Annotated in this window: 18 protein-coding genes; 8 read left to right on the top strand and 10 right to left on the bottom strand. The window is 58.4% G+C overall.

All coding sequences use genetic code 11. The features are described 5' to 3' along the window. Window positions 1–80 precede the first annotated feature (80 nt). The 8 genes from H4V95_RS00100 to dnaA all read right to left on the bottom strand — a co-directional run bounded on the left by H4V95_RS00100 (window position 81) and on the right by dnaA (window position 11,420). Entirely contained in the window at window positions 81–620 is a 540-nt protein-coding gene (locus H4V95_RS00100) for a DUF3566 domain-containing protein (protein ID WP_209728049.1), read from the bottom strand. Beyond that, window positions 617–3,238 carry a DNA gyrase subunit A gene (gene gyrA, locus H4V95_RS00105; RefSeq protein ID WP_209728050.1) on the bottom strand — a complete coding sequence of 874 codons (2,622 nt, stop codon included), beginning with the start codon at window positions 3,236–3,238 and terminating at the stop codon, window positions 617–619. The genes H4V95_RS00100 and gyrA overlap by 4 nt, the downstream gene beginning before the upstream one ends. A gap of 77 nt (window positions 3,239–3,315) precedes the next feature. Then, a complete protein-coding gene (gene gyrB / locus H4V95_RS00110; RefSeq protein ID WP_209728051.1) occupies window positions 3,316–5,385 on the bottom strand; it encodes a DNA topoisomerase (ATP-hydrolyzing) subunit B in 2,070 nt (689 codons plus the stop codon). Between the two features lie 295 nt (window positions 5,386–5,680). Continuing rightward, entirely contained in the window at window positions 5,681–6,316 is a 636-nt protein-coding gene (locus H4V95_RS00115) for a DUF721 domain-containing protein (RefSeq protein ID WP_245345505.1), read from the bottom strand. Then, window positions 6,300–7,475, bottom strand: a complete 1,176-nt coding sequence (recF, locus tag H4V95_RS00120; RefSeq protein WP_196867355.1) for a DNA replication/repair protein RecF — start codon at window positions 7,473–7,475, stop codon at window positions 6,300–6,302. The genes H4V95_RS00115 and recF overlap by 17 nt, the downstream gene beginning before the upstream one ends. Window positions 7,476–7,485: 10 nt before the next feature. Further along, window positions 7,486–8,379 carry a phosphogluconate dehydrogenase (NAD(+)-dependent, decarboxylating) gene (gene gnd / locus H4V95_RS00125; protein WP_196867356.1) on the bottom strand — a complete coding sequence of 298 codons (894 nt, stop codon included), beginning with the start codon at window positions 8,377–8,379 and terminating at the stop codon, window positions 7,486–7,488. 57 nt (window positions 8,380–8,436) lie between these two features. Then, the gene (gene dnaN, locus H4V95_RS00130) at window positions 8,437–9,561 is read right to left on the bottom strand and encodes a DNA polymerase III subunit beta (RefSeq protein ID WP_209728052.1); all 1,125 of its coding nucleotides are present in this window, start codon (window positions 9,559–9,561) and stop codon (window positions 8,437–8,439) included. A 452-nt stretch (window positions 9,562–10,013) separates the two neighbouring features. Further along, window positions 10,014–11,420, bottom strand: coding sequence for a chromosomal replication initiator protein DnaA (gene dnaA, locus H4V95_RS00135; RefSeq protein WP_196867358.1), 1,407 nt, complete (start codon window positions 11,418–11,420; stop codon window positions 10,014–10,016). A gap of 446 nt (window positions 11,421–11,866) precedes the next feature. On the opposite strand from dnaA, the gene rpmH reads away from it, so the two are divergent. From rpmH to H4V95_RS00175, 8 genes are all read left to right on the top strand, one after another. Next, window positions 11,867–12,004 carry a 50S ribosomal protein L34 gene (gene rpmH, locus H4V95_RS00140; RefSeq protein ID WP_022892375.1) on the top strand — a complete coding sequence of 46 codons (138 nt, stop codon included), beginning with the start codon at window positions 11,867–11,869 and terminating at the stop codon, window positions 12,002–12,004. An 84-nt stretch (window positions 12,005–12,088) separates the two neighbouring features. After that, on the top strand, window positions 12,089–12,442 hold the full coding sequence (gene rnpA, locus H4V95_RS00145; protein ID WP_196867359.1) for a ribonuclease P protein component: 354 nt from the start codon (window positions 12,089–12,091) through the stop codon (window positions 12,440–12,442). Continuing rightward, window positions 12,439–12,786 carry a membrane protein insertion efficiency factor YidD gene (yidD, locus tag H4V95_RS00150; RefSeq protein ID WP_196867360.1) on the top strand — a complete coding sequence of 116 codons (348 nt, stop codon included), beginning with the start codon at window positions 12,439–12,441 and terminating at the stop codon, window positions 12,784–12,786. The genes rnpA and yidD overlap by 4 nt, the downstream gene beginning before the upstream one ends. A 13-nt stretch (window positions 12,787–12,799) precedes the next feature. Further along, complete coding sequence (gene yidC, locus H4V95_RS00155; protein WP_171584865.1) at window positions 12,800–13,762, top strand: membrane protein insertase YidC; 963 nt, start codon at window positions 12,800–12,802, stop codon at window positions 13,760–13,762. Further along, the gene (locus H4V95_RS00160; protein WP_209728053.1) at window positions 13,759–14,328 is read left to right on the top strand and encodes a R3H domain-containing nucleic acid-binding protein; all 570 of its coding nucleotides are present in this window, start codon (window positions 13,759–13,761) and stop codon (window positions 14,326–14,328) included. The genes yidC and H4V95_RS00160 overlap by 4 nt, the downstream gene beginning before the upstream one ends. Window positions 14,329–14,351: 23 nt before the next feature. Continuing rightward, window positions 14,352–14,984, top strand: a complete 633-nt coding sequence (rsmG, locus tag H4V95_RS00165; RefSeq protein ID WP_209728054.1) for a 16S rRNA (guanine(527)-N(7))-methyltransferase RsmG — start codon at window positions 14,352–14,354, stop codon at window positions 14,982–14,984. Window positions 14,985–15,106: 122 nt separating this feature from the next. Continuing rightward, window positions 15,107–16,204: a ParA family protein gene (locus H4V95_RS00170; protein ID WP_312883889.1), complete on the top strand. Its 1,098-nt coding sequence runs from the start codon at window positions 15,107–15,109 to the stop codon at window positions 16,202–16,204. Window positions 16,205–16,297: 93 nt separating this feature from the next. Beyond that, window positions 16,298–17,671: a ParB/RepB/Spo0J family partition protein gene (locus H4V95_RS00175; RefSeq protein WP_209728055.1), complete on the top strand. Its 1,374-nt coding sequence runs from the start codon at window positions 16,298–16,300 to the stop codon at window positions 17,669–17,671. A 1,858-nt stretch (window positions 17,672–19,529) separates the two neighbouring features. Here the strand turns inward: H4V95_RS00175 and trxA are convergent. Both trxA and trxB read right to left on the bottom strand, forming a co-directional pair. Next, complete coding sequence (gene trxA / locus H4V95_RS00180; protein ID WP_196867365.1) at window positions 19,530–19,853, bottom strand: thioredoxin; 324 nt, start codon at window positions 19,851–19,853, stop codon at window positions 19,530–19,532. A 25-nt stretch (window positions 19,854–19,878) separates the two neighbouring features. After that, complete coding sequence (gene trxB / locus H4V95_RS00185; RefSeq protein ID WP_209728056.1) at window positions 19,879–20,919, bottom strand: thioredoxin-disulfide reductase; 1,041 nt, start codon at window positions 20,917–20,919, stop codon at window positions 19,879–19,881. Window positions 20,920–21,014: the final 95 nt, after the last annotated feature.

A 21,014-nucleotide genomic window follows, 5' to 3' on the forward strand; every position in this document is an offset into this window, starting at 1 on the left:
CTGTTCGGGCCGAAATACGACTTTACAGGAGTATCTCCGCAATCATCAAATCGACCCGAAACCGGTTCGGATATGCCTGGTTAGTCGTCGGTGAGGGTGACGCCAATTCCACCCACCAGGGTGGAGGAAATGTCGTACAGGACGGCTGAAAGCATCGCCAGAGCGGTCAACAAAACCACGTTCACCACCGCAATGATGGTCGCGAAGGACACTACCTGTCCAAGTGAGGCGAACTGGCGAAGGTCAAACCCTCCGCTCTCGGTTCCCGCGATTTCGCGTAGCAGGTCATTCACGCCGTCAAAAATTCCGGTGAGGTCCAGTACCGTCCAAATGACAATCGCGGCAACCACTGTCACGATCCCCAAGGCCACCGACAGGAGGAAGGACATCTTCAGGACAGACCAGGGGTCCACCTTGCTGACCAGGAGCCTCGCCTTGCGTGCCTTGGCCTTGGGCGCCGGTTTGACCAGACCCGGACGGTTCCCGGTCGGCCGGTTGCCCGGCGCGGAATTCGACGGCTTCTGGGTGGGGCGTGCGGGAGCGTTCACCCGGGGGCCGGTGCCGGTCTGTTTGACCGATCCGCTTCCGGTTGCCCGCGGGTTTGAGTTAGGCGAACTCACTCGGTACCTCCATTATCCGGCGACTGTGCGTCTGGCTCAGCCGCTTCCTCTGACGTCAACGGTACTTCATCGATTGCGGGCCCACCGGATTCGGCCCCTTCATTCACTAGTTCCACGGTGCCTTCCTCGATGGCCAGCCCCCGTTCGCTGTTCCGCGCGACGGCGATGATCCGGTCCTTCTTGTCGGGCTTTGCAAAGATGACACCCATCGTGTCCCTCCCCTTGGCCGGGACGCCGGTGACCGCTGAACGGACCACCTTGCCTCCCCCCATGACTACGAGTACCTCATCCTCCTCCTGGACAATGAGCGCTCCCACCAGGTCGCCGCGCTCCTCGGCCAGCTTGGCCACCTTGATCCCGAGACCACCCCGACCCTGCACACGGTACTCCTCGACCTTGGTCCGCTTTGCGAAGCCGCCCTCGGTGACGATGAACACGAAGGACTCATCGGTGACCACGTTGGCGGCCAGCAGCTCGTCCTCTTCGCGGAACTTCATGCCGGTGACACCCGAGGTGGCCCGACCCATGGGTCGTAGTGCCTCGTTGGTAGCGGTGAATCGGAGCGACTGCCCCTTCCGAGACACCAGCATCATGTCATCGCTTTCGGAGACCAGCTGAGCGGAGACCAGTTCATCGCCGTCGCGCAGGTTGATGGCAATCACCCCGGCCGTGCGGTTGGTGTCATAATCTTCCAACCGGGTCTTCTTGGCGAGGCCCCGCTTGGTGGCCAGCACCAGGTAGGGGGACTGCTGGTAGTCGCGCAGATCCAGTACCTGGGCGATCGTCTCGTCCGGCTGGAACGCCAGAAGGTTCGCGACGTGCTGACCCTTCGCATCCCTCCCAGCCTCGACCAGTTCGTAGGCCTTGGCCCGGTACACCCGTCCCAGGTTCGTGAAGAAGAGCAACCAGTGGTGGGTGGTGGTGACGAAGAAGTGCTCGACCACGTCGTCGCCACGGAGTTGGGCACCCTTGATTCCCTTGCCGCCGCGGGCCTGCTGACGATAATTGTCGCTGCGGGTCCGCTTGACGTAGCCTCCCCGGGTGATGGTGACAACCATTTCCTCTTCGGGGATCAGGTCTTCCATGCTCATGTCCGAGTCGTAGCCCAGGAGAATCTCCGTGCGCCGGTCATCACCATGCTTGTCGACGATTTCCTGGAGCTCGGTGGACACAATGTCCCGTTGCAGCTCTTTGGAGGCGAGGATCTTCTGGTACTCGGTGATTTCCGCTTCGAGCTTGGCGTGCTGATCCTGGATCTTCTGTCGTTCCAGGGCGGCAAGCCGGCGAAGCTGCATATCCAGGATGGCCTGAGCCTGAATTTCATCGATTTCCAGCAGCGTGATCAACCCGTTCCGGGCATCCTCGACAGTCGATGACCTTCTGATCAGGGCGATAACATCATCGAGCGCGTCGAGTGCTTTCAGCAGGCCGCGCAGAATGTGGGCGGCCTCTTCGGCTTTCCGCAACCGATACTGGGTCCGGCGGACGATCACTTCGAGTTGGTGAGTGACCCAGTGACGGATGAAGGCGTCCAGGCTCAGGGTGCGGGGAACATCGTCAACGATGGCCAGCATGTTGGCACTGAAGTTGTCCTGCAGCTGAGTGTGCTTGTAGAGGTTGTTGAGGACTACCTTCGCGACGGCGTCGCGCTTGAGCACAACGACCAGGCGCTGGCCGGTGCGACCCGAGGTTTCATCACGCAGGTCGGCGATACCGCTGATTTTGCCGTCCTTGACGAGGTCGGCGATCTTGATGGCCAGGTTGTCGGGATTCGCCTGGTACGGCAGTTCGGTGACCACCAGGCAGGTGCGGCCCTGAATCTCCTCAACGTTCACCACTGCCCGCATGGTGATCGATCCACGGCCGGTCCGGTAGGCGTCCTCGATGCCCTTGTGGCCCAGGATCTGCGCACCGGTGGGGAAGTCCGGTCCCTTGATCCGAACCAGGAGCTCCTCGAGGAGCTCCTCCTTGGTCGCGTCGGGATTCTCGAGGTACCACTGGACACCTGAGGCAACCTCCCGCAGGTTGTGCGGCGGGATGTTCGTGGCCATACCGACGGCGATACCGGATGACCCATTGACCAGCAGGTTGGGGAACCGGGCTGGGAGGATGGTTGGTTCCTGGTTTTTCCCGTCGTAGTTGTCTTGAAAATCGACTGTTTCCTCGTCGATATCCCGCACCATTTCCATGGCCAGCGGGGCCATTTTGGTTTCGGTATACCGGGGAGCAGCCGCGCCATCGTTGCCGGGCGAGCCGAAGTTTCCCTGCCCCAGGGCAAGGGGATAGCGCATGGTCCAGTCCTGGATCAGGCGCACCAGGGCATCATAAATCGCTGTGTCGCCATGGGGGTGATACTGCCCCATGACCTCACCCACCACGCGGGCACACTTGTTGAAGGACCGGTCCGGACGGTAGCCGCCATCGAACATTGCGTAAAGAACCCTGCGGTGAACGGGCTTAAGCCCGTCCCGCACATCCGGAAGGGCACGGCCGACAATCACTGCCATCGCGTAATCCAGGTAGGACCGCTGCATTTCCGTCTGCAGGTCGACTTGCTCAACCCGATCGGCGAGGACCCGCCCTTCGAGGGGAAGGTCGGGTGTTTCTTCGTCGCTCATACGTTAGTTCCGTTCAGTTTTCTAAGTATCAAGACCGTTGGAGATGATGACGACGCTCGACCGTCGCCCCATTCCCCCTAAATATCGAGGAACCTAACGTCCTTCGCATTCTGCTGAATGAAGTTTCGCCGTGATTCCACATCTTCACCCATCAGAACCGAGAAGATCTGATCAGCGGCCGCAGCATCATCAACGGTTACCTGAAGCAACGTGCGGTTGTCCGGGTCCATGGTGGTCTCCCACAACTCGGTGTAATTCATCTCACCGAGGCCCTTGTAGCGCTGGACGCCGTTTTCCTTAGGCAGCCGCTGGTTGTTTGCCAGCCCCATCTTGATCACTTCATCCCGCTCACGGTCGCTGAAGACGTAGGAGTGGGTGGCGTTGGACCACTTGATCCGATAAAGCGGCGGCTGTGCCAGATAGACGTAGCCGTTCTCGATCAGCGGGCGCATGTAGCGGAAGAGGAGCGTCAGGAGCAGCGTGGTGATGTGCTGACCATCGACGTCGGCGTCGGCCATCAGCACAATCTTGTGATACCTGGCTTTCGCGACGTCGAAGTCCTCACCAATGCCGGCACCAAAGGCCGTAATCATCGCCTGGACCTCGCTGTTACCCAGCGCGCGATCAAGCCTCGCCCGCTCTACGTTCAGGATCTTCCCTCGCAGCGGGAGGATCGCCTGGGTAACAGGATTCCGGCCCCGCACAGCCGAGCCGCCCGCGGAGTCTCCCTCCACGATGTAGATCTCCGACTTTGAGGGGTCCTTTGACTGGCAATCCTTCAACTTGCCGGGCATGCCCCCGGATTCCAGGAGCCCCTTGCGGCGGGTGGACTCTCTAGCCTTGCGCGCGGCAAGCCGAGCCTGTGCTGCCTGAATTGACTTCCGGATCACGTCCCTGGCCGGGCCGGGATTTCGTTCCAGCCAGTCACCGAGCTGATCGGTGACAACCCGCTGAACAAAGCCCTTCGCCTCGGAGTTGCCCAGCTTGGTCTTTGTCTGGCCCTCAAACTGCGGTTCGGAAAGCTTGACAGAAATGACGGCTGTCAGACCCTCACGGATGTCGTCCCCGGTAAGGTTCTCGTCTTTTTCCTTGATGATGTTCTTGTCACGCGCATAGCGGTTGATCAACGAGGTCATGGCCGCGCGAAAACCCTCTTCGTGGGTGCCGCCTTCGTGTGTGTTGATCGTATTGGCGTAGGTGTGAACGCTTTCTGAGTAGGCGCTGGTCCACTGCATCGCTACCTCGACAGCTATCTTGCGATCGGTGTCCTCTGTCTCGAATCCGATGACGTCTTCGTGAATGACGTCGACGCGCTTTGAGGAGTTCAGGTGATTGACGTAGTCAAGCAAGCCGTTCTCATACATGTAGTCAACCTGGCGGTGCTTCGGGGCGTCCTCGCTGACGCCACCGTCCTCGGAAGACTCTGCAATTTCCTCGGTTTCCACCTCAATGACGCGCTCATCCACCAGGACAATCCGCAGTCCCTTATTGAGGAATGCCATCTGCTGAAACCGTGCCCGGAGGGTCTCGAAATCGAATTCCACCGTTTCGAAGATCGTGGCATCAGGGTAGAAGGTCTGGGTGGTGCCGGTTTCGGTAGTTTCAGCACCGCGGCGGAGCTCACCCACAGGCTTACCACCGTCGGCGAATGATTGGTTCCAGACGTATCCCTGCCGCTTGACTTCGGTTTCCACCCGCGCCGAGAGCGCGTTAACCACTGAAATACCGACTCCGTGCAGCCCGCCGGAAACAGCGTAGCCTCCGCCGCCGAACTTGCCCCCGGCGTGCAGGATGGTCATGACCACCTCAACCGTGGGGCGTCCCTCGGTGGGGTGCATATCCACGGGGATACCGCGGCCGTTGTCGATCACCCGGACGCCCCCATCCGCCAGGAGTGTCACCTTGATCGTGTCGCAATACCCGGCAAGCGCCTCATCGACCGAGTTATCCACCACCTCATTCACCAGGTGATGCAGGCCCCGGGGACCGGTGGAACCGATATACATGCCGGGGCGTTTGCGGACCGCCTCAAGGCCCTCCAGGACGCTGATATCACTTGCGTCATATCCGGTGGTCCCATTTTGGGCGCCAGCAGTATGCTGCTCAGTGCCCTGGGTCTTGGCGTCCAGCTCGTTGTCATTAGCCACAGGCGCTGTCGGCTCCTCAAAGGTAGGAATCAAGTAAGTGAATAGCTGCACTGTCTAAACCTGATGGACAGGCAACAGTTCGAAGGCATCCCCTTGGGAATGCCCACTACCCCCATTCTACCTTGCCGGGCGCGACAATACCGCACTAAACAGGCTCCTACTGGCGAATAAAGCCGGTTAGGAGCCATCAGGAGGGCGCCTACCAAGGCCGGATACCTCCCGAGGGCAATTCAAGGCCCTACACGGCGTTTATCGAACTGGCAAGAGCGGGAGTGTTGGGCATTCTGGCCCGGTCTTACCCGTAGGTGTCCCGGGGGCCCCGTCCCTTGACTGTTCGTCCACCTTTTCGCCAATTGGGAGAGGCTGGACCCAACACCGAGATGCGCGTCACGACGCCGCTTCCCAGCTCCGCGTCAAACCGCTGAATCAACATGGGGCTGATCAACCGTAGCTGGGTTGCCCAGGCCGTCGAGTCGCAGCGAACCAGTACGGTATTTCCATCAAAGCTTTCGGGGCGGCAATGGAGCGCTATTTCCTGTCCCACCAGCTCATCCCAGCGGGCAAGCACCGAGCCAACCGCCACCGGAGATTTCCAGCCCCGCTCACTCAACAATCTATTGAAGACATTTCCCAGGCCCTCCGGATCGCGCCCCGTGTAGGTTACCGACCCGGTATGCCGGCGCTTGGGCGGCGCCGAATCACGGCGTCCCTCCGGCACCCGGGTATTTCCGCGTCCTTTCGACGCGTCACGCACCCGATTCAGCAGGGACTGCGGAGCATCGAACGAGGATTCCTCGGCCAGGGGTGGAGACTTGGTGTGATCGTGGACGCCCGTTGCGGCGCCGGCAGCTGGAGCATCTGAAACCGGGGTACTCAGAGGCGGGGAGTTGCCCGCTGGGTTATCGGGAGTTGGGTTAGTCTTTTCCATCATCGGCCAACCCTCCCGGGACTACCCGGAACTGCTGTCCTGCCAGCGAATCCGGGATGTCGTCCCCCACCGCTGCGGTGACCAACACTTGTTCTGCCCCGCCAACGATCGTCGCAAGTTTCTTCCTGCGGCTTGCATCCAGTTCAGCAAAGACGTCGTCGAGAATGAGTACAGGTGTCCCTCCGGGAGTGTGATCATCTTCGATCAGCAGGTAATAGGATCCCAGCCGTAAAGACAACGCCATCGACCAGGTCTCCCCGTGGGAGGCATAGCCTTTTGCAATGGTGCCGCCGAGGATCAGCTCGATGTCATCGCGATGCGGGCCGACCAGCGAGATACCCCGGTCCAGTTCCTTCTTTCGGTGGGCCAGGAGTTCAGCGATAAATTTCACTGTCAGCTCACTCACGCTCATCCGGTTGAGGGAGTCGTCCTCGGCGGGTTGTTCCTCACCGGCTGGACCCGCCAGGGTCGAACGATAAGTCGCCATTGCCGCCTTGGACCCATCGGTGAGCTGCTGATAGGCATGTTGCAGATGGGGCTGCAACTGCCTGAGGACCTCGAGTCTGGCGTGCAGCAATTTGGCACCGGTATCGGCGAGATGCTGATCCCAGACATCGAGGGTTGTTTCATGGGAGGTGGTAAATCTACCGGTGGTGCGCGCGGATTTGAGGAGCGCATTTCGCTGTTTGAGAACCCTCTCGTAGTCGGCGCCGAGGCCAGCCCGATGCGGAAGCAGCGTCACCATCAGGTCATCCAGGAAACGACGGCGATTGGAAGGGTCCCCCTTGACCAGGGCCAAATCCTCCGGCGCAAAGAGCACAGTGCGCAGAATCCCGGCCGCGTTGCTGGCCCTGACTGGGTTCGCCCGGTTTATCCGGGCACGGTTGGCCCGCTCGGCATTGATTTCCACCTCGACACTGGTGGTCTGGGTTCCTCTGACGAGCCTGCCGCGAATCAGGGCCCGCTCCGCGTCGAAAGCGATCAGCGGCTTGTCGGTGCTGACACGGTGGGAGGAGAGGGAAGCAAGGTAACCGATCGCTTCGACGATGTTGGTCTTGCCCACCCCGTTTGGGCCCACGAAAACTGTTGTTCCGGTTTCAAGGGGGACCTCTACCTGGCTATAGCTGCGAAAATCCGTCAGGGACAGGTGCTGAACGTACACAATGCTCCACTCACGCGGATTCGCTGGGTGCCCGAACCGGGTGCCCACCGAACTGATTACGCAATGCCGCGACCATTTTCATAGCTGGTGCATCGTCCTGGCGCGAAGAGAACCGGGCGAACAGGGCAGCCGTGATTGCTGGTACCGGGACCTCACTTGCTATTGCTTCCTCAACAGTCCATCTGCCTTCGCCTGAATCCTCAACGTATCCGGCGACTTTGCTTAGCGCCGGGTCTTCCTCGAGCGACTTCACCAGGAGGTCCAGTAGCCAGGATCTAACCACGGTGCCGTGCTGCCAGGCCTGGAAAGTACCATGAACGTCCTTGATGATGTCTTTGGCTGCCAGAAGTTCATACCCCTCAGCGTAGGACTGCATCAATCCGTATTCGATACCGTTGTGGACCATCTTGGCGTAGTGCCCTGCCCCCACGTCTCCGACATGGACAAAACTCTCTTCTCGCTGGCCATCGGGACGTAGTGCATCAAAGACGGGAAGTACCCGCTCGACGTCAGCCTGTGAGCCCCCCACCATCAGGCCATAGCCGTTGTCCAGACCCCAGATTCCTCCGGAAACTCCGCAATCAATGAAAGCGACGTCCCGGTTCTCAAGCACGCCAGCATTTGCCTGATCTTCCGTAAATCGTGAGTTTCCACCGTCTATCACCAGATCGCCGGCGTCCAGGAGGTTGCCAAGTTCTGCAATGACCGAGCGGGTCGGTGCACCAGACGGCACCATCACCCAGACCACACGCGGCGCCGGGAGGCTGGAAACCAACGCCTCGAGTGACACCACGTCGGTTACTTCCGGGTTCCGGTCGTACCCGGTTACGGTCAGGCCCTTACGGCGGAGCCTTTCGCGCATGTTGAAACCCATTTTGCCGAGTCCGATGAGGCCAATGTGCATTGCTGCTTCGTTTCCTGGGGCGGTGAGGGAATCCGGGGGAATGACCCCCGAGGGTGCTTACTGGTTAGCCATACGTACGGGCATCAGCAGGTACCTGTAGTCAGTACGGTCCTCACCGGTGGCATCTTCCTGGGCCGAAATAACTACCGGTTTTGGTGGCGTGGTAAAGGAAAAACGTACGAACTTGCTGTTGAAAGCGCCAAGACCCTCACTCAGATAGTGCGGGTTGAACGCCACAGTGATGTCATCCCCGTCCAGAGTCGCCTCGATCGCTTCAGAGGCCTGCGCGTCTTCGCCGGTACCAGCATCGAGGGTTACCTGACCCGCGCTGAAGGCCATTCGAACGGCGGTATTCCGCTCGGCCACCAAGGAAACACGGCGAACCGCTTCGACAAGCACACTCGTTTCAACCGTCGCGTGAATCGGGGTGTTCTCCGGAAAAAGAGCACGGATCTTTGGATAATCGCCGTCGACAAGCAGCGAAGTTGTCCTCCGACCACCACTTTCGAAGCCGATCAGTTCCCGGTCGTTAGATAACGCGATGCTGAGGTCTCCTGAGCTGCCGAGAGTCTTGGCCACCTCGTTGAGTGTTTTTGCTTTGACAAGTGCGCTGGTGGAAATGCCCGGATTTCTGGGCTTCCAGGTTACTTCGCGGAGGGCGAGGCGGTACCGGTCGGTAGCCAGCAAGGTGATGAGATCGTCCTCGATCTCCATCCTTACTCCGGTCAGGGTAGGAAGGGTATCGTCGCGGCTTGCAGCGATAATCACCTGGGAGACGGCTTGTGCGAAAGCATCTCCGTCGACCACGCCACTGATCTCGGGTGGTGTTGGCAATTCCGGATACTCGCCTTCGGGCATTGTCGCGAGATTGAACCTGCTGTTGCGGCAAGTCAACGTGACCTTGGTGCCTTCGGTTTCCACTTCAACCGGTGCAGAAGGCAGGCTTCGGCAGATGTCGGCCAGGAGACGGCCTGAGACCAGAATGGTCCCCTCCTCGGCAATATCTGCAGGAATTTCAAGACGAGCAGAGATCTCATAGTCGAAGCTGGCAAGGCTGAGTGAACCGTTAGAGGCCTTAATCAGCAGTCCAGAAAGTACCGGAACGGGCGGGCGAGGGGACAGGGAGCGCGCTGTCCAGGTCACGGCCTCAGCCAGTACATCCCGTTCAACTCTGAATTTCACTGAAGGGTGCCGCCTTTCTCTTTCGTGGTCATTGCGAAGTTGCTGAGCCAGCGGGTGTGAAGGAATTTGCCGCAGGGCAAGGAACAACATTAGTTACAGAAAGCTTAGCCTGACTGCGCGAACCGCTCCGCGACCTGTTTTTGGGGTTCGGCGTGGGGCATGGACCGTGGAGCAGCAGGGAAAATGTTATTTGGAAGAACTCTTGGATTTAAGGTTCGTAGTGGTAGTAACCCCTGTTGAAACTGTGGATAACCTCCGCTGAGCGGCCAGGCGTTGATGGGAGCCTGTTGAGAACCTGTGCATATAAGTTACGGGCGCTTGGTGTGGGGTGTGGGCAAATTCCTTGAATTTCCGCGGATCCACAGCTCTGAGGAAGTTGTCCTCATTTTTAAGCGGGTTGTTCGACCGGTTATCCACAGTTCTATCCACACCTGTTAATACCAGCGCTGTAGTTATGCGTCTTTCCGGCGATGTTTGATCCGGTTGGTGAGTTCCGTGACCTGGTTGAAGATGGCGCGACGCTCTGCCATGAGCTCTCGAATCTTCCGGTCGGCGTGGATGACGGTGGTGTGGTCGCGGCCGCCGAGCTCTTGTCCGATCTTGGGAAGAGACATATCGGTCAGTTCCCTGCAGAGATACATGGCAATCTGCCGTGCCGTGACGAGTGTGCGTGTTCTCGATTTACTGCACAGCTCCTCCATGCTGATCTGGAAGTAGTCAGCCGTCTGCGCCATGATGACTGCCGAAGTAATTTCCTGGGCGCCGTCGTCGGTGATTAGATCTTTCAAAACCACCTCGGCCAGGGTGACATCCACTGGTTGACGGTTCAGGCTGGCGAAGGCAGTAACCCGGATCAGTGCGCCCTCGAGTTCGCGGATATTGGTGGAGATCTTGGAAGCGATGTACTCGAGGACATCGTCAGGGGCACTCATCCCCTCACTGATCGCCTTTTTCCTCAGGATGGCGATCCTGGTTTCGAGTTCGGGGGGCTGGATGTCTGTGAGTAGGCCCCACTCGAACCGTGATCGCATTCGGTCCTCGAACCCGGAGAGTTGCTTGGGTGGAAGGTCGGAAGTGATGACCACCTGCTTGTTGTGGTTGTGGAGCGCATTGAAGGTATGGAAGAACTCCTCCTGTGTACGGTCCTTTCCGGACAGGAACTGGATGTCATCAATGAGCAGGATGTCGACGTTGCGGTAGGTCTGCTTGAAACTTGTTCCTTCATCGTCACGGATGGAGTTGATGAAATCGTTGGTGAACTCTTCGGAATTCACGTACCGGACACGAATGCCGGTGTATAGGTGCCGGGCATAATGACCAATTGCATGGAGCAGGTGGGTCTTTCCCAGCCCGGAATCCCCATAGATAAACAGTGGGTTGTAGGCCTTGGCTGGTGCCTCGGCTACGGCGACCGCGGCAGCATGGGCGAAACGGTTCGAGGAACCGATGACGAAGGTGTCGAAGATGTACTTCGGATTGAGGCGCCCGAATTCGTGGGAATTGCTTGGAAGGGTGGGTGCTGGCTTGGTTTCTTCCCGAATAGGTTCGCTCACCATTGCCGGCTCGGAATCCTCCACCTCGACGGGGGTCAGCTCGGGATCGATGACGAAAGCACATTGCAGGTCTTCCCGAAACACTGCCCGGAGAGCCTCGTCGAGTGCAGCCTTAAGGTGGGTCTGCAGAACCTCACGCGTCAGCTCATTGGGAACAGCAACTAACAGGGTGGTCCCGATTAGCCCTTGCGCCTGGGCTAACACCACGAAGCCGCGCTGTCGCGGGGTTACCCGTTCATCGTGTTCCAGGGTGCGGATGACCTTGCGCCAAGAACTCCCTACGTCATTTATCTCGTCCGGGCCCACAAATACCTCTCACCATGTCCATCGAAAAAATGGCCATCATCCACAGGGTTATGCACAGATAGTGGATAAATGGCTCTTGGGCAAGACTAGAGGATGGGTAGTGCAGAAGATAGCTGGTCTCCGGGCCTTCAGAGCGGCCTTCACGTGAGCCCCCGGTGGGGGTTTCGGGCCCTTGTAGGTAGAGTTGTCCACAGATTGTGCATAAAGAAACACCACAGGGTCACCTTGCGGGAGCCGAGCCACCCAGTTTGACTGGTGTGGTCGCGGTCGCCTAACGTTATGTAGTCCTATATGTCTGCATTTTGCATGCCTGCACACCGGTTCCCTGAGCCGACATGCGCGGCCCCTGCTCCACCCGCAGACAACACACATCGAAACGCCAGTCTGTTCTTCCCCCTTGTAGCAATGGACTGGACGCATCCTCAGATTGTCTTGGAGTAAATACAGTGAGCAAGCGGACCTTTCAGCCGAATAACCGCCGCCGGGCTAAGAAGCACGGCTTTCGCCTTCGGATGCGCACCCGCGCTGGCCGAGCCATCCTTTCAGCACGCCGTGGCAAAGGCCGCACCGAGCTGTCGGCATAAGCTGCCATAGCTAGTTTGACGAAGACGCGGGTCTGTTCAGCGGCGCAACACGTCCTAGCAACCCAGTTGTTCCGGAGTCTCTAAATGTTGGCTCGTATCAACAGGGTCCGGACAGCAACCGACTTCACCCATACCGTACGTTCCGGCTCCCGATCTGGGCGCCGGAACTTGGTGTTATACGCGGTAACCACGCCTGAGACGGATCCCAGTAGGTTCGGGTTCATCGTCTCAAAGGCCGTGGGGAACGCAGTGACACGAAACCTCGTTAAGAGGAGACTAAGACAAATGGCGGCGTCAGCCATCTCTCGGCATCCCAGTGGACTGGCCGTAGTGGTCCGCGCGTTGCCGCCTGCCGCTGATGCAACCTGGAGTCAGCTCGCCAGCGACTTCGACCGGGCATTCAACTCAGCGTCCAGCAGGAAGAGAGGCAGCACATGAGCACTGCCGACTCTCCTGTTTCCCAGTTTCGTGACCTCCCGGCCAACTCCGTGATCGGACTTCTGAAGCTGTATCGAACGGTCATCTCCCCTTTGTATGGACCTGTCTGCAGATTCTTCCCTTCCTGCTCGGCCTATGCCCTGGAAGCTGTCACTGTGCATGGTGCCATCAAGGGCAGCGGTCTGGCTGTGCGACGGATTTGCCGATGCCACCCCTGGAATGACGGCGGCGTGGATCATGTTCCCGCTGGCGGACGGACGTTTCCCGCGGGCAAAGTACCCCAAATTGTTGTGCTGAATCATCCTGTGATTCCCGCTGATGACGAAAGCCGCTCGGCGGCCTGAGGAGCAAATAGCTATGGATTTCTTCGGTACCATCCTTTTCCCGTTCCAGTGGCTGGTGTCATGGATCATGACGTTCTTCCACGACGGGTTCACCTTCCTGGGGATGGACGGGGCGTCCGGCTGGACCTGGACTCTCTCGATCGTCGGCCTCGTGGTGGTGATCCGTGCGGCCTTGATCCCGGTATTTGTCAAGCAGATCAAAGCCCAGCGAGGGATGCAGGCGCTGCAGCCTGACCTGCGGAAGCTGCAGAAAAAGTACAAGGGCAAAACCGATCAGCTTTCGCGCCAGGCTATGACCCAGGAGCAGATGGCGCTGTACAAGAAGCACGGCACCAACCCGTTCGCGGCCTGCCTGCCGATCCTGATTCAGATGCCGTTCTTCTTTGCCCTCTTCACTGTGCTCAATGGTGTTTCCCGGGCATCCGAGACCGGTGAGACTATCGGTGCAATGACCACGCAGGAGGTCCGTCAGTTCGACGACGCGACCATTTTTGGGGCGCCGCTGTCCTCTACCTTCCTGGGGAGCTTCGGCGAGAACGCGAACGTCAGCGTGATTATTCTGTCTGTGATCATGATTCTGGCGATGACGGCGTCTCAGTTCATCACTCAGAAGCAGATCATGGCCAAGAACATGTCGGAGGAGGCTATGCAGAGCCCCTTCATGCGGCAGCAGAAGCTGATGCTCTATATCCTCCCGCTGGTCTTCGGTATCGGCGGCATCAACTTCCCCATTGGCGTTCTGATCTACTGGACCACGACGAACATCTGGACGATGGCCCAGCAGTTCTACGTGATTCGCCGCATGCCTACTCCTGGTTCGCCAGCAGCAAAGGCGCTGGCCGAGCGTCGCGCGAAGAAGGGTCTCCCAATGATGCCCCTACTCGGCGAGAAGAAATCCGAGCCAGTCGTCGAAGAGGTTATCGAGACCAAAGGTCAGCGCACCCAGCCGCAGCGTAAGAACAGGAAGAAAAAATGACAGCAGAGAATGTTCCCGCAGCTGGCGCCGAGGAATCGATCGATAGTGCAGCACAGGACCCGGCACAGGACGGCGAGTCCTCGGCGACAGTGAGTCGTCTCGAGGATGAGGGCGATGTCGCAGCCGACTACCTGGAGGAGCTCCTCGACATCGCTGATATCGATGGGGACATCGATATTGAGGTCAGGAACGGACGCACCTACATTTCGATTGTGTCCGAGGACCCTTCGAGCGGGTCTTTGAATGGGTTGGTGGGTCAGGATGGTGAAGTGCTTGAGGCGCTGCAGGAGCTAGCCCGGCTGTCCGTCCTCACCTCGACTGACAACCGGTCCCGCCTCGTATTGGACATCGATGGCTTCCGTGAGGTTCGGGGTAAGGAACTCCGAGATATCGCTGCCGATGCGGTGAAGAAGACCAAGGAAACCGGCGACGAGGTCGCGCTCGAGCCCATGTCAGCTTACGAGCGGAAAATTGTGCATGATGTGGTGGCCGAACTCGGGTCCATCAGTGAGTCGGAGGGTGAGGGCTCCGGCCGGCACATCGTCGTCTCGCCTGCGGACTCCTGACGGTTTGGAGTGGATATCTAGTTATGGCTGAGATTAGCGAGTCCGACCTCAGGGCCGCCCACACACTCTTCGGGACCCGATTCGACTTGGCGGAACGCTATGTTGAGCACCTTGCAACAAGTGGAATTGAACGGGGACTCCTGGGTCCCAGGGAAGTACCACGATTGTGGAGCCGGCATGTGCTCAACTGCGCGGTTACAGCAGAGTTGTTCCCCTCTGAAGCTACGGTTGCCGACGTCGGCAGTGGCGCCGGACTGCCGGGCATCGCCCTTGCGATCGCGCGCCCGGACTTATCGTTGACTCTTATTGAGCCGCTTGAACGCCGCGTGATTTGGCTTCGTGAGGTAATCACTGACCTGGAGTTGCCCAACGTGGAGGTGTTTAGGGGGCGCGCGGAGGAGGCTGTCGGTACGGTGAAGGCAACAGTGGTCACCGCACGGGCGGTGTCCGCACTCGGTGGGCTGGCAGCGATGACCATTCCGATTCTCGAGGGGAAGGGCGAGCTCCTGGCCATCAAAGGTCAAAGTGCGCCCGATGAAGTGGCTAAGTCACGCAAGCTCATCCGTAAACTTGGGGGCAGGGAAGTCTCCGTGCAACAGGTTGGAGCCGAACTTCTTGAACAGCCGACCACTGTTGTACGGATCCTGGTCGGGTAGTCCTGCGCTCCCTCCCGCGAATCTTCCGAAGCACAGGCTATCCGAGGGCTGGTTAGCCGTCACCCACCGGCTACTCTAGAAGTAGGACCGGACCCCGGCATGGTGAAAGTGAGTTATCCCGCGTGACCCCGAAAGACGCTACCAAGCGGCCGCAACCGCTCATTGCTGACGGATTTGCTCTTGCTGAAGGCCAGAGCAATATTCAACCGGAAGCGGTTGTTGATCCGTTGAAAGCCCATGATGTTTCACGTGAAACAGATGCAGAGACCGCGGCCGTTCAGAAGAATGGGACCGAACGCTCAGGTTCGTCAAATGCACCACAAAGGAACATCATGGATGCGATAGACGACAGCACACCGTTGGCCAGGGAACTGGCCAACGAGAACCGACGCCGGGAAAAGTTGAGTGGAAGGAACCTGCCGCGACCACGGGCCACCAGGGTATTTACGGTCAGCAACCAAAAGGGTGGAGTCGGAAAGACGACGACGACGGTCAATATTGCTGCTGCCCTAGCCGCTGCAGGGCTGAACGTGCTGGTCATTGACATTGACCCGCAAGGCAACGCATCCACCGCCCTCGGCGTCCCGCACCATGCTGAAGTTGATAGCATCTACGACGTATTGATAGATGACCTTCCGCTGGGACAAGTGGTGGCCCAGTGTCCCGACGTTTCGAACCTCCTGTGTGCCCCCGCCACGATCCACCTGGCCGGCGCAGAGATCGAGCTGGTGTCACTGGTAGCCAGGGAACAGAGACTCCGTCGGGCAATTGACGTCTATGCGCGGGAGCGTGCGGAGCAGGGCGAGGAACGTCTCGACTACATCTTTATCGATTGTCCACCCAGTCTGGGCCTACTCACCGTCAATGCGTTTGTTGCCGCTCAAGAGGTTCTCATCCCAATTCAGTGCGAGTATTACGCGCTGGAAGGGCTGAGTCAGCTGTTGAAGAATATCGAAATGATCCAGAAGCACCTCAATGCGGAGCTTGTGGTCTCGACCATTCTTCTGACTATGTATGACGGCAGAACAAATCTTGCCGCTCAGGTAGCATCAGAGGTTCGGGAACACTTCCCTAAACAGGTCCTCAAAGCGGTAGTCCCACGTTCGGTGAGGATCTCGGAAGCGCCCAGCTACCAACAGACAGTCATGACCTATGACCCCTCGTCCAGCGGAGCACTTTCCTATCTTGAAGCTGCGTCTGAAATCGCTGAACGCGGCTAGTACTCCTCGCCCATAACAGCGATTAACGGCAGTATCATCAGATCAATAAACATACTTTGCAGATTGATTCTGCGCATCTGAAGGGACCGGCTCATGGTTGAGAAGCGACGCGGATTAGGCCGAGGCCTCGGGGCGCTCATTCCTAGCGCTCCTGCAAGTGAACCCGTTGAGACATCGGAATCCCCCACTCCCCGGAGTGGGCGACCAGCCGACATGTTCTTTCCTGCGGCGCCCGAACGAGGTGCCAGGGCCGAGGATCGCGATACCTCCGGTGGAACCACAGCCCGGACAGGCTCCGGGATCAACAAAGAAGCGCTGAGAGCCCCCACACGTGAGACGAAACGCGGCTCTTCAAAGAGGACCGGCGCCACCGCGGGCCGTGACAAGATGGCCGGGAAGCCTCTGACCGCAAGCAAGGACGGGGGCGCTTCAGCTACAGCAGAGCGCCAGGAGCCTGAGCACAATTTCAAGAACGATGAAGTCGCGCCGGTCTCCGATTCCCGTCTCCCCGACGAGAATGCGGCTGCGGCTGCGAATACCGTCGGAGACGAGACGGCAGATACCGAACCTGCTGCAGATGTGAGCCCTACCGAGAACGAGGTTTCACGTGAAACAGCGGCATCGGTAAGCGCCCCGGATCTGATGACTGTGCCGGGGGCGACCTTCGCCGAGATCCAGATCGATCTCATCCATGCAAACCGGAAGCAGCCTCGAAGCGTCTTCGACGAAGACGAGATGGCCGAGTTGGTTAACTCCATCCGTGAAATCGGCGTCCTGCAGCCCATTGTTGTCCGTCCTTCCACTGAAGGTGGGGACCAGCCATACGAATTGGTGATGGGCGAAAGGCGGTGGCGAGCGACTCGAGAAGCTGGATTGGCGGCTGTCCCCGCGATCATCCGATCGACCACGGACGATGATCTTCTGAGGGATGCCCTCCTGGAGAACTTACATCGAAGTCAACTGAATCCGCTTGAGGAAGCGGCGGCCTATCAACAGTTGCTGGATGACTTCGGCTGTTCTCATGACGAGTTGGCAGAACGTATAGGAAGATCTCGACCTCAGATTTCTAACACCTTGCGGCTGATGAAACTTCCGCCTCTCGTCCAGCGTCGACTCGCGGCTGGCATTATCTCGGCGGGTCACGCCAGGGCCTTGCTGGGCCTAAGTGATCAGGTGGAGATGGAGAAGCTGGCACAGAAGATCGTGGCGGAAGGGCTTTCGGTACGCACCACCGAGGAATTGGTGTCGATGAATGATGGCCTCAGGAGACCAGTTAAGCCATCCAGTCCACGCGCTGGCGCTCGGCATGAACGCCTGGACTACCTCGCAACCAGCCTGTCCGACCGATTGGACACCAATGTGAAGATCACCCTTGGGGCACGCAAGGGTAAGGTCAGCATTGAGTTCGCCAGTGTCGATGATCTGAACCGAATCATGGGCGTCCTGGGAACCAACCAGACTCCATAGTAGTTGGCGACGTTTCACGTGAAACAGTCTCATTATGGGTTTCAGCTGGAATCCGCTCGTCACCTCCAGGCATAGGAGATATGTTCACTAGGTCGAACGGCTGAAGCGACTCGCGTGCGCGGTATCTCGACCAGCAGTACCAGGCGCATTTTGCTCGTCCATCCCGATCCCGTTGCCTAGGCGGTTCCCTTGGTCTGCTGACAGAGTGATAGCCGGCTCTAAGGCGGCCCGATTCTCGCGATTCTAGAGGTTATCAGTCCGATAGGTCGTTCATGAGAAGTGCTTCAGGCGATATCTCAGCGTACTGGCCCAAGATTGGCGTGTAGACGTGAGAAGATCGAGCCCGAGTCCGGTACGTCGTCTGGCGGGACGAGGTGACGCCTGTCGTTCCAGCGTAGTGGTCCTATATCGGTGCGTTTCACGTGAAACAAAGAGTCCTAGTTCGCACGTAGCTTCATCTGCCGTAATGACATTTTTCGTTTCTATATGTTGCCCCCTGCGGATTTGTCTCACGTGACACGCGGGCAAGTTCTCGAGGCCAAAACTTCCAGAATGTCTGGAAAGCGGCCCGGACCGACCCGGATCCCATCTAGCTGTGTTTCACGTGAAACGGAGCGGCACCAGCTCACTTAAGATGAGCAGGTCCTAGTCAGCCTGATTTGCAGAAATGGGAATATTGGGTTGAGGGTAGCATCAACTGTTTCGAAGCTCGAGGCGTTGCCGCCGTAGAACCTGTCGTGAGGGCCGCGACGGGCGGGCCGGAACCCCTTCAAGATCGAAGCTATGGTTTCACGTGGAACCATAGTGCACTGGAGGCGCCGCTTGTATGGCTAATGAGACCTACTGTGAATCTAGCGTCCCCTGCGGCTAGATCACCAGCGACATTAGTTAGGTACCCTCGCCTTACCGGACAAATGGAACGTGCTTGAGCCAGCATTCTTATCACCTGGGTGGACCATCATGCTTGATGATTCCTTTCGGTATCCGGTCTCCCGCGGGAGCCTTCGGAAGTTTCGACTAGGGACCGTCCCCCTTAGCCAGCTGTGGGATGGTCCTGTGTCACGTGAAACGGACCCGTCTGATCGCCCATCGTTGATACATTGAGTGAGGAATGAAGGCCGGGGAACGGCAGATGACGCAATCTATGAAGACACATCGCCCTGCCTCCGATTACTACCCTACCGGTGACACCGGGCTCCGCTGTGGTCCCCATGCGTTCGGACAGCCTCGAGCCTCAATAAGGGATACCCGCCGCTCCGTCCGAGTCACTATTCACGGTCTTTTTCATAGGTCGCATTCGGACCTACAAGATTCAGGGTTAGTTTCATGACCGACTAAGGTGCTGCTGTCCGATAGCTCTTGGAGCCACCATTCTGAAGCATACAAAGGTATCCGTGTACTAGAAGCAACTCTGATCCTGGGACTTGATCTGATCCTGTCCAATATGCCCGTGATTATCGATGGACGCCATAGGAACAATCCCGGTGTGTGAAATTGCTGGCCTACATGGCTTCGCCACGCGTGTTTCACGTGAAACCGATGTAGACCTGTGGATTGGGAGTTTCGATCGATGGTGTGGGTGACGATGTCTGCGTCTGCGAGCTCGTACCCGGTTAGCGCCCGCCAGGAGTCTGGACCGGAGCTCGGTGGTGGTGGGATGAATCCAGAGTTGGGCCGTGGCTTGTCGGGAGTCCAGGGGTTGGGTGGCCACGGGATATGGGGGGGCTTCTTGCCCGCGCTGCACGAAGGTTGACCATTCCTGGTAACGGCGTCCTGCTCTACGGCGCCCGCTTTAAGCGAAAGGAGCCGCCACCCCTCGCGGTGTGACGGCTCCTTTGAATCTGGCCCAGAAGGTGCCCTATTTGATAAAGGCTTCGAATTCTTGCTCGAGAACAGCCTTGGGCTTGGCGCCGATTGATTGCGCGGCTACCACGCCATCCTTGAAGACATAGACCGCCGGAATGGAGGTGATTCCATATTTGGCAGCGGTTGCCGGGTTGTCATCAACGTTCAGTTTCACAACGTCAACCTTTTCCGCGTGTTCTCCAGCAATTTCGTCGAGAATAGGCGAAAGTTTGCGGCAGGGACCACACCATTCAGCCCAGAAATCCACCAACACGGGCTTGGTTGACTTCAGGACGTCGGCTTCAAACGATGCATCAGTTACTTCTCTGGCGGTCATAGTTCTTCTCCTTGGGTGTTGCCGGTCAGGCGGGGTTTTCGGATACGTGCTCAGCAGGTGGGGTGGGCACTTCGGCAGCGGTGTCGACCGAGTCACCAAGATCAGCAAGGTAATGCTCCACATCGATGGCGGCCACGCAGCCGGACCCTGACGCGGTTATTGCCTGACGGTAGGTCGGGTCGATGACATCTCCGGCCGCGAATACGCCTGGGATGGATGTCTTCGACGTACGTCCCTGAACGGCAATGGTGCCTTCCGACGTGAGGTCCAAAAGGTCCTTGACCAGATCCACCCGAGGGTCGTTGCCAATGGCAACAAATACTCCGGTGACAGGCAGCTGTTGGCTGGAGTCGTCAACGGTGCTGGCGAGCCGGAGCCCTGTGACCTTAGAGTCTCCGTCAATCCCTACTACCTCGGAGTTCCAGATGAACCGGATCTTCTCGTGGGTCAGGGCACGGTCCTGCATGATCTTGGAAGCCCGGAGGGTATCGCGACGGTGAACAACAGTCACCGAGCGGGCAAACTTGGTGAGGAAGAGAGCTTCCTCCATCGCTGAGTCCCCACCGCCGATCACCGCAATATCCTGGTCCTTGAAGAAGAACCCGTCGCACGTGGCGCACCAACTTACGCCATGGCCGGATAGCCGCTTTTCATCTTCCAGGCCCAACTCGCGGTACTCGGAACCGGTTGAGACGATGATGGAACGGGCGAGATAGGTCTCTCCGGTGCCGATCGTGACCTGCTTGACGTTGCCGGATAAGTCGAGTTTAGTCACGTCCTCAAAAAGAATTTCCGTACCAAAACGAACAGCCTGTTTTTCGAACTGCTCCATCAGGTCAGGACCCATGACCCCCTCAGGGAACCCTGGATAATTCTCTACATCGGTGGTGTTCATCAATTCACCGCCGGCCTTCACCGAACTGGCAATCATCAATGGGGCCAGATTGGCCCTGGCGGTGTAGACCGCAGCGGTATAGCCTGCTGGGCCAGAGCCGACGATGATGACGTCGTGAATCTTCTGTGTGTCGCTGCTGGTAGTTCCGGACACGCCGGTATGAGTACTCACGGGTTAAATGAACCTTCCTTTGTTGACACCACCACGGAAGCCGGGGGCTCGACGAGGCGGTTATTGATAAGAACCGCCTCAAGGACCAGCTTATT

The organism is Arthrobacter sp. CAN_C5 (assembly GCF_017875735.1).
GTDB lineage: Bacteria > Actinomycetota > Actinomycetes > Actinomycetales > Micrococcaceae > Arthrobacter_D.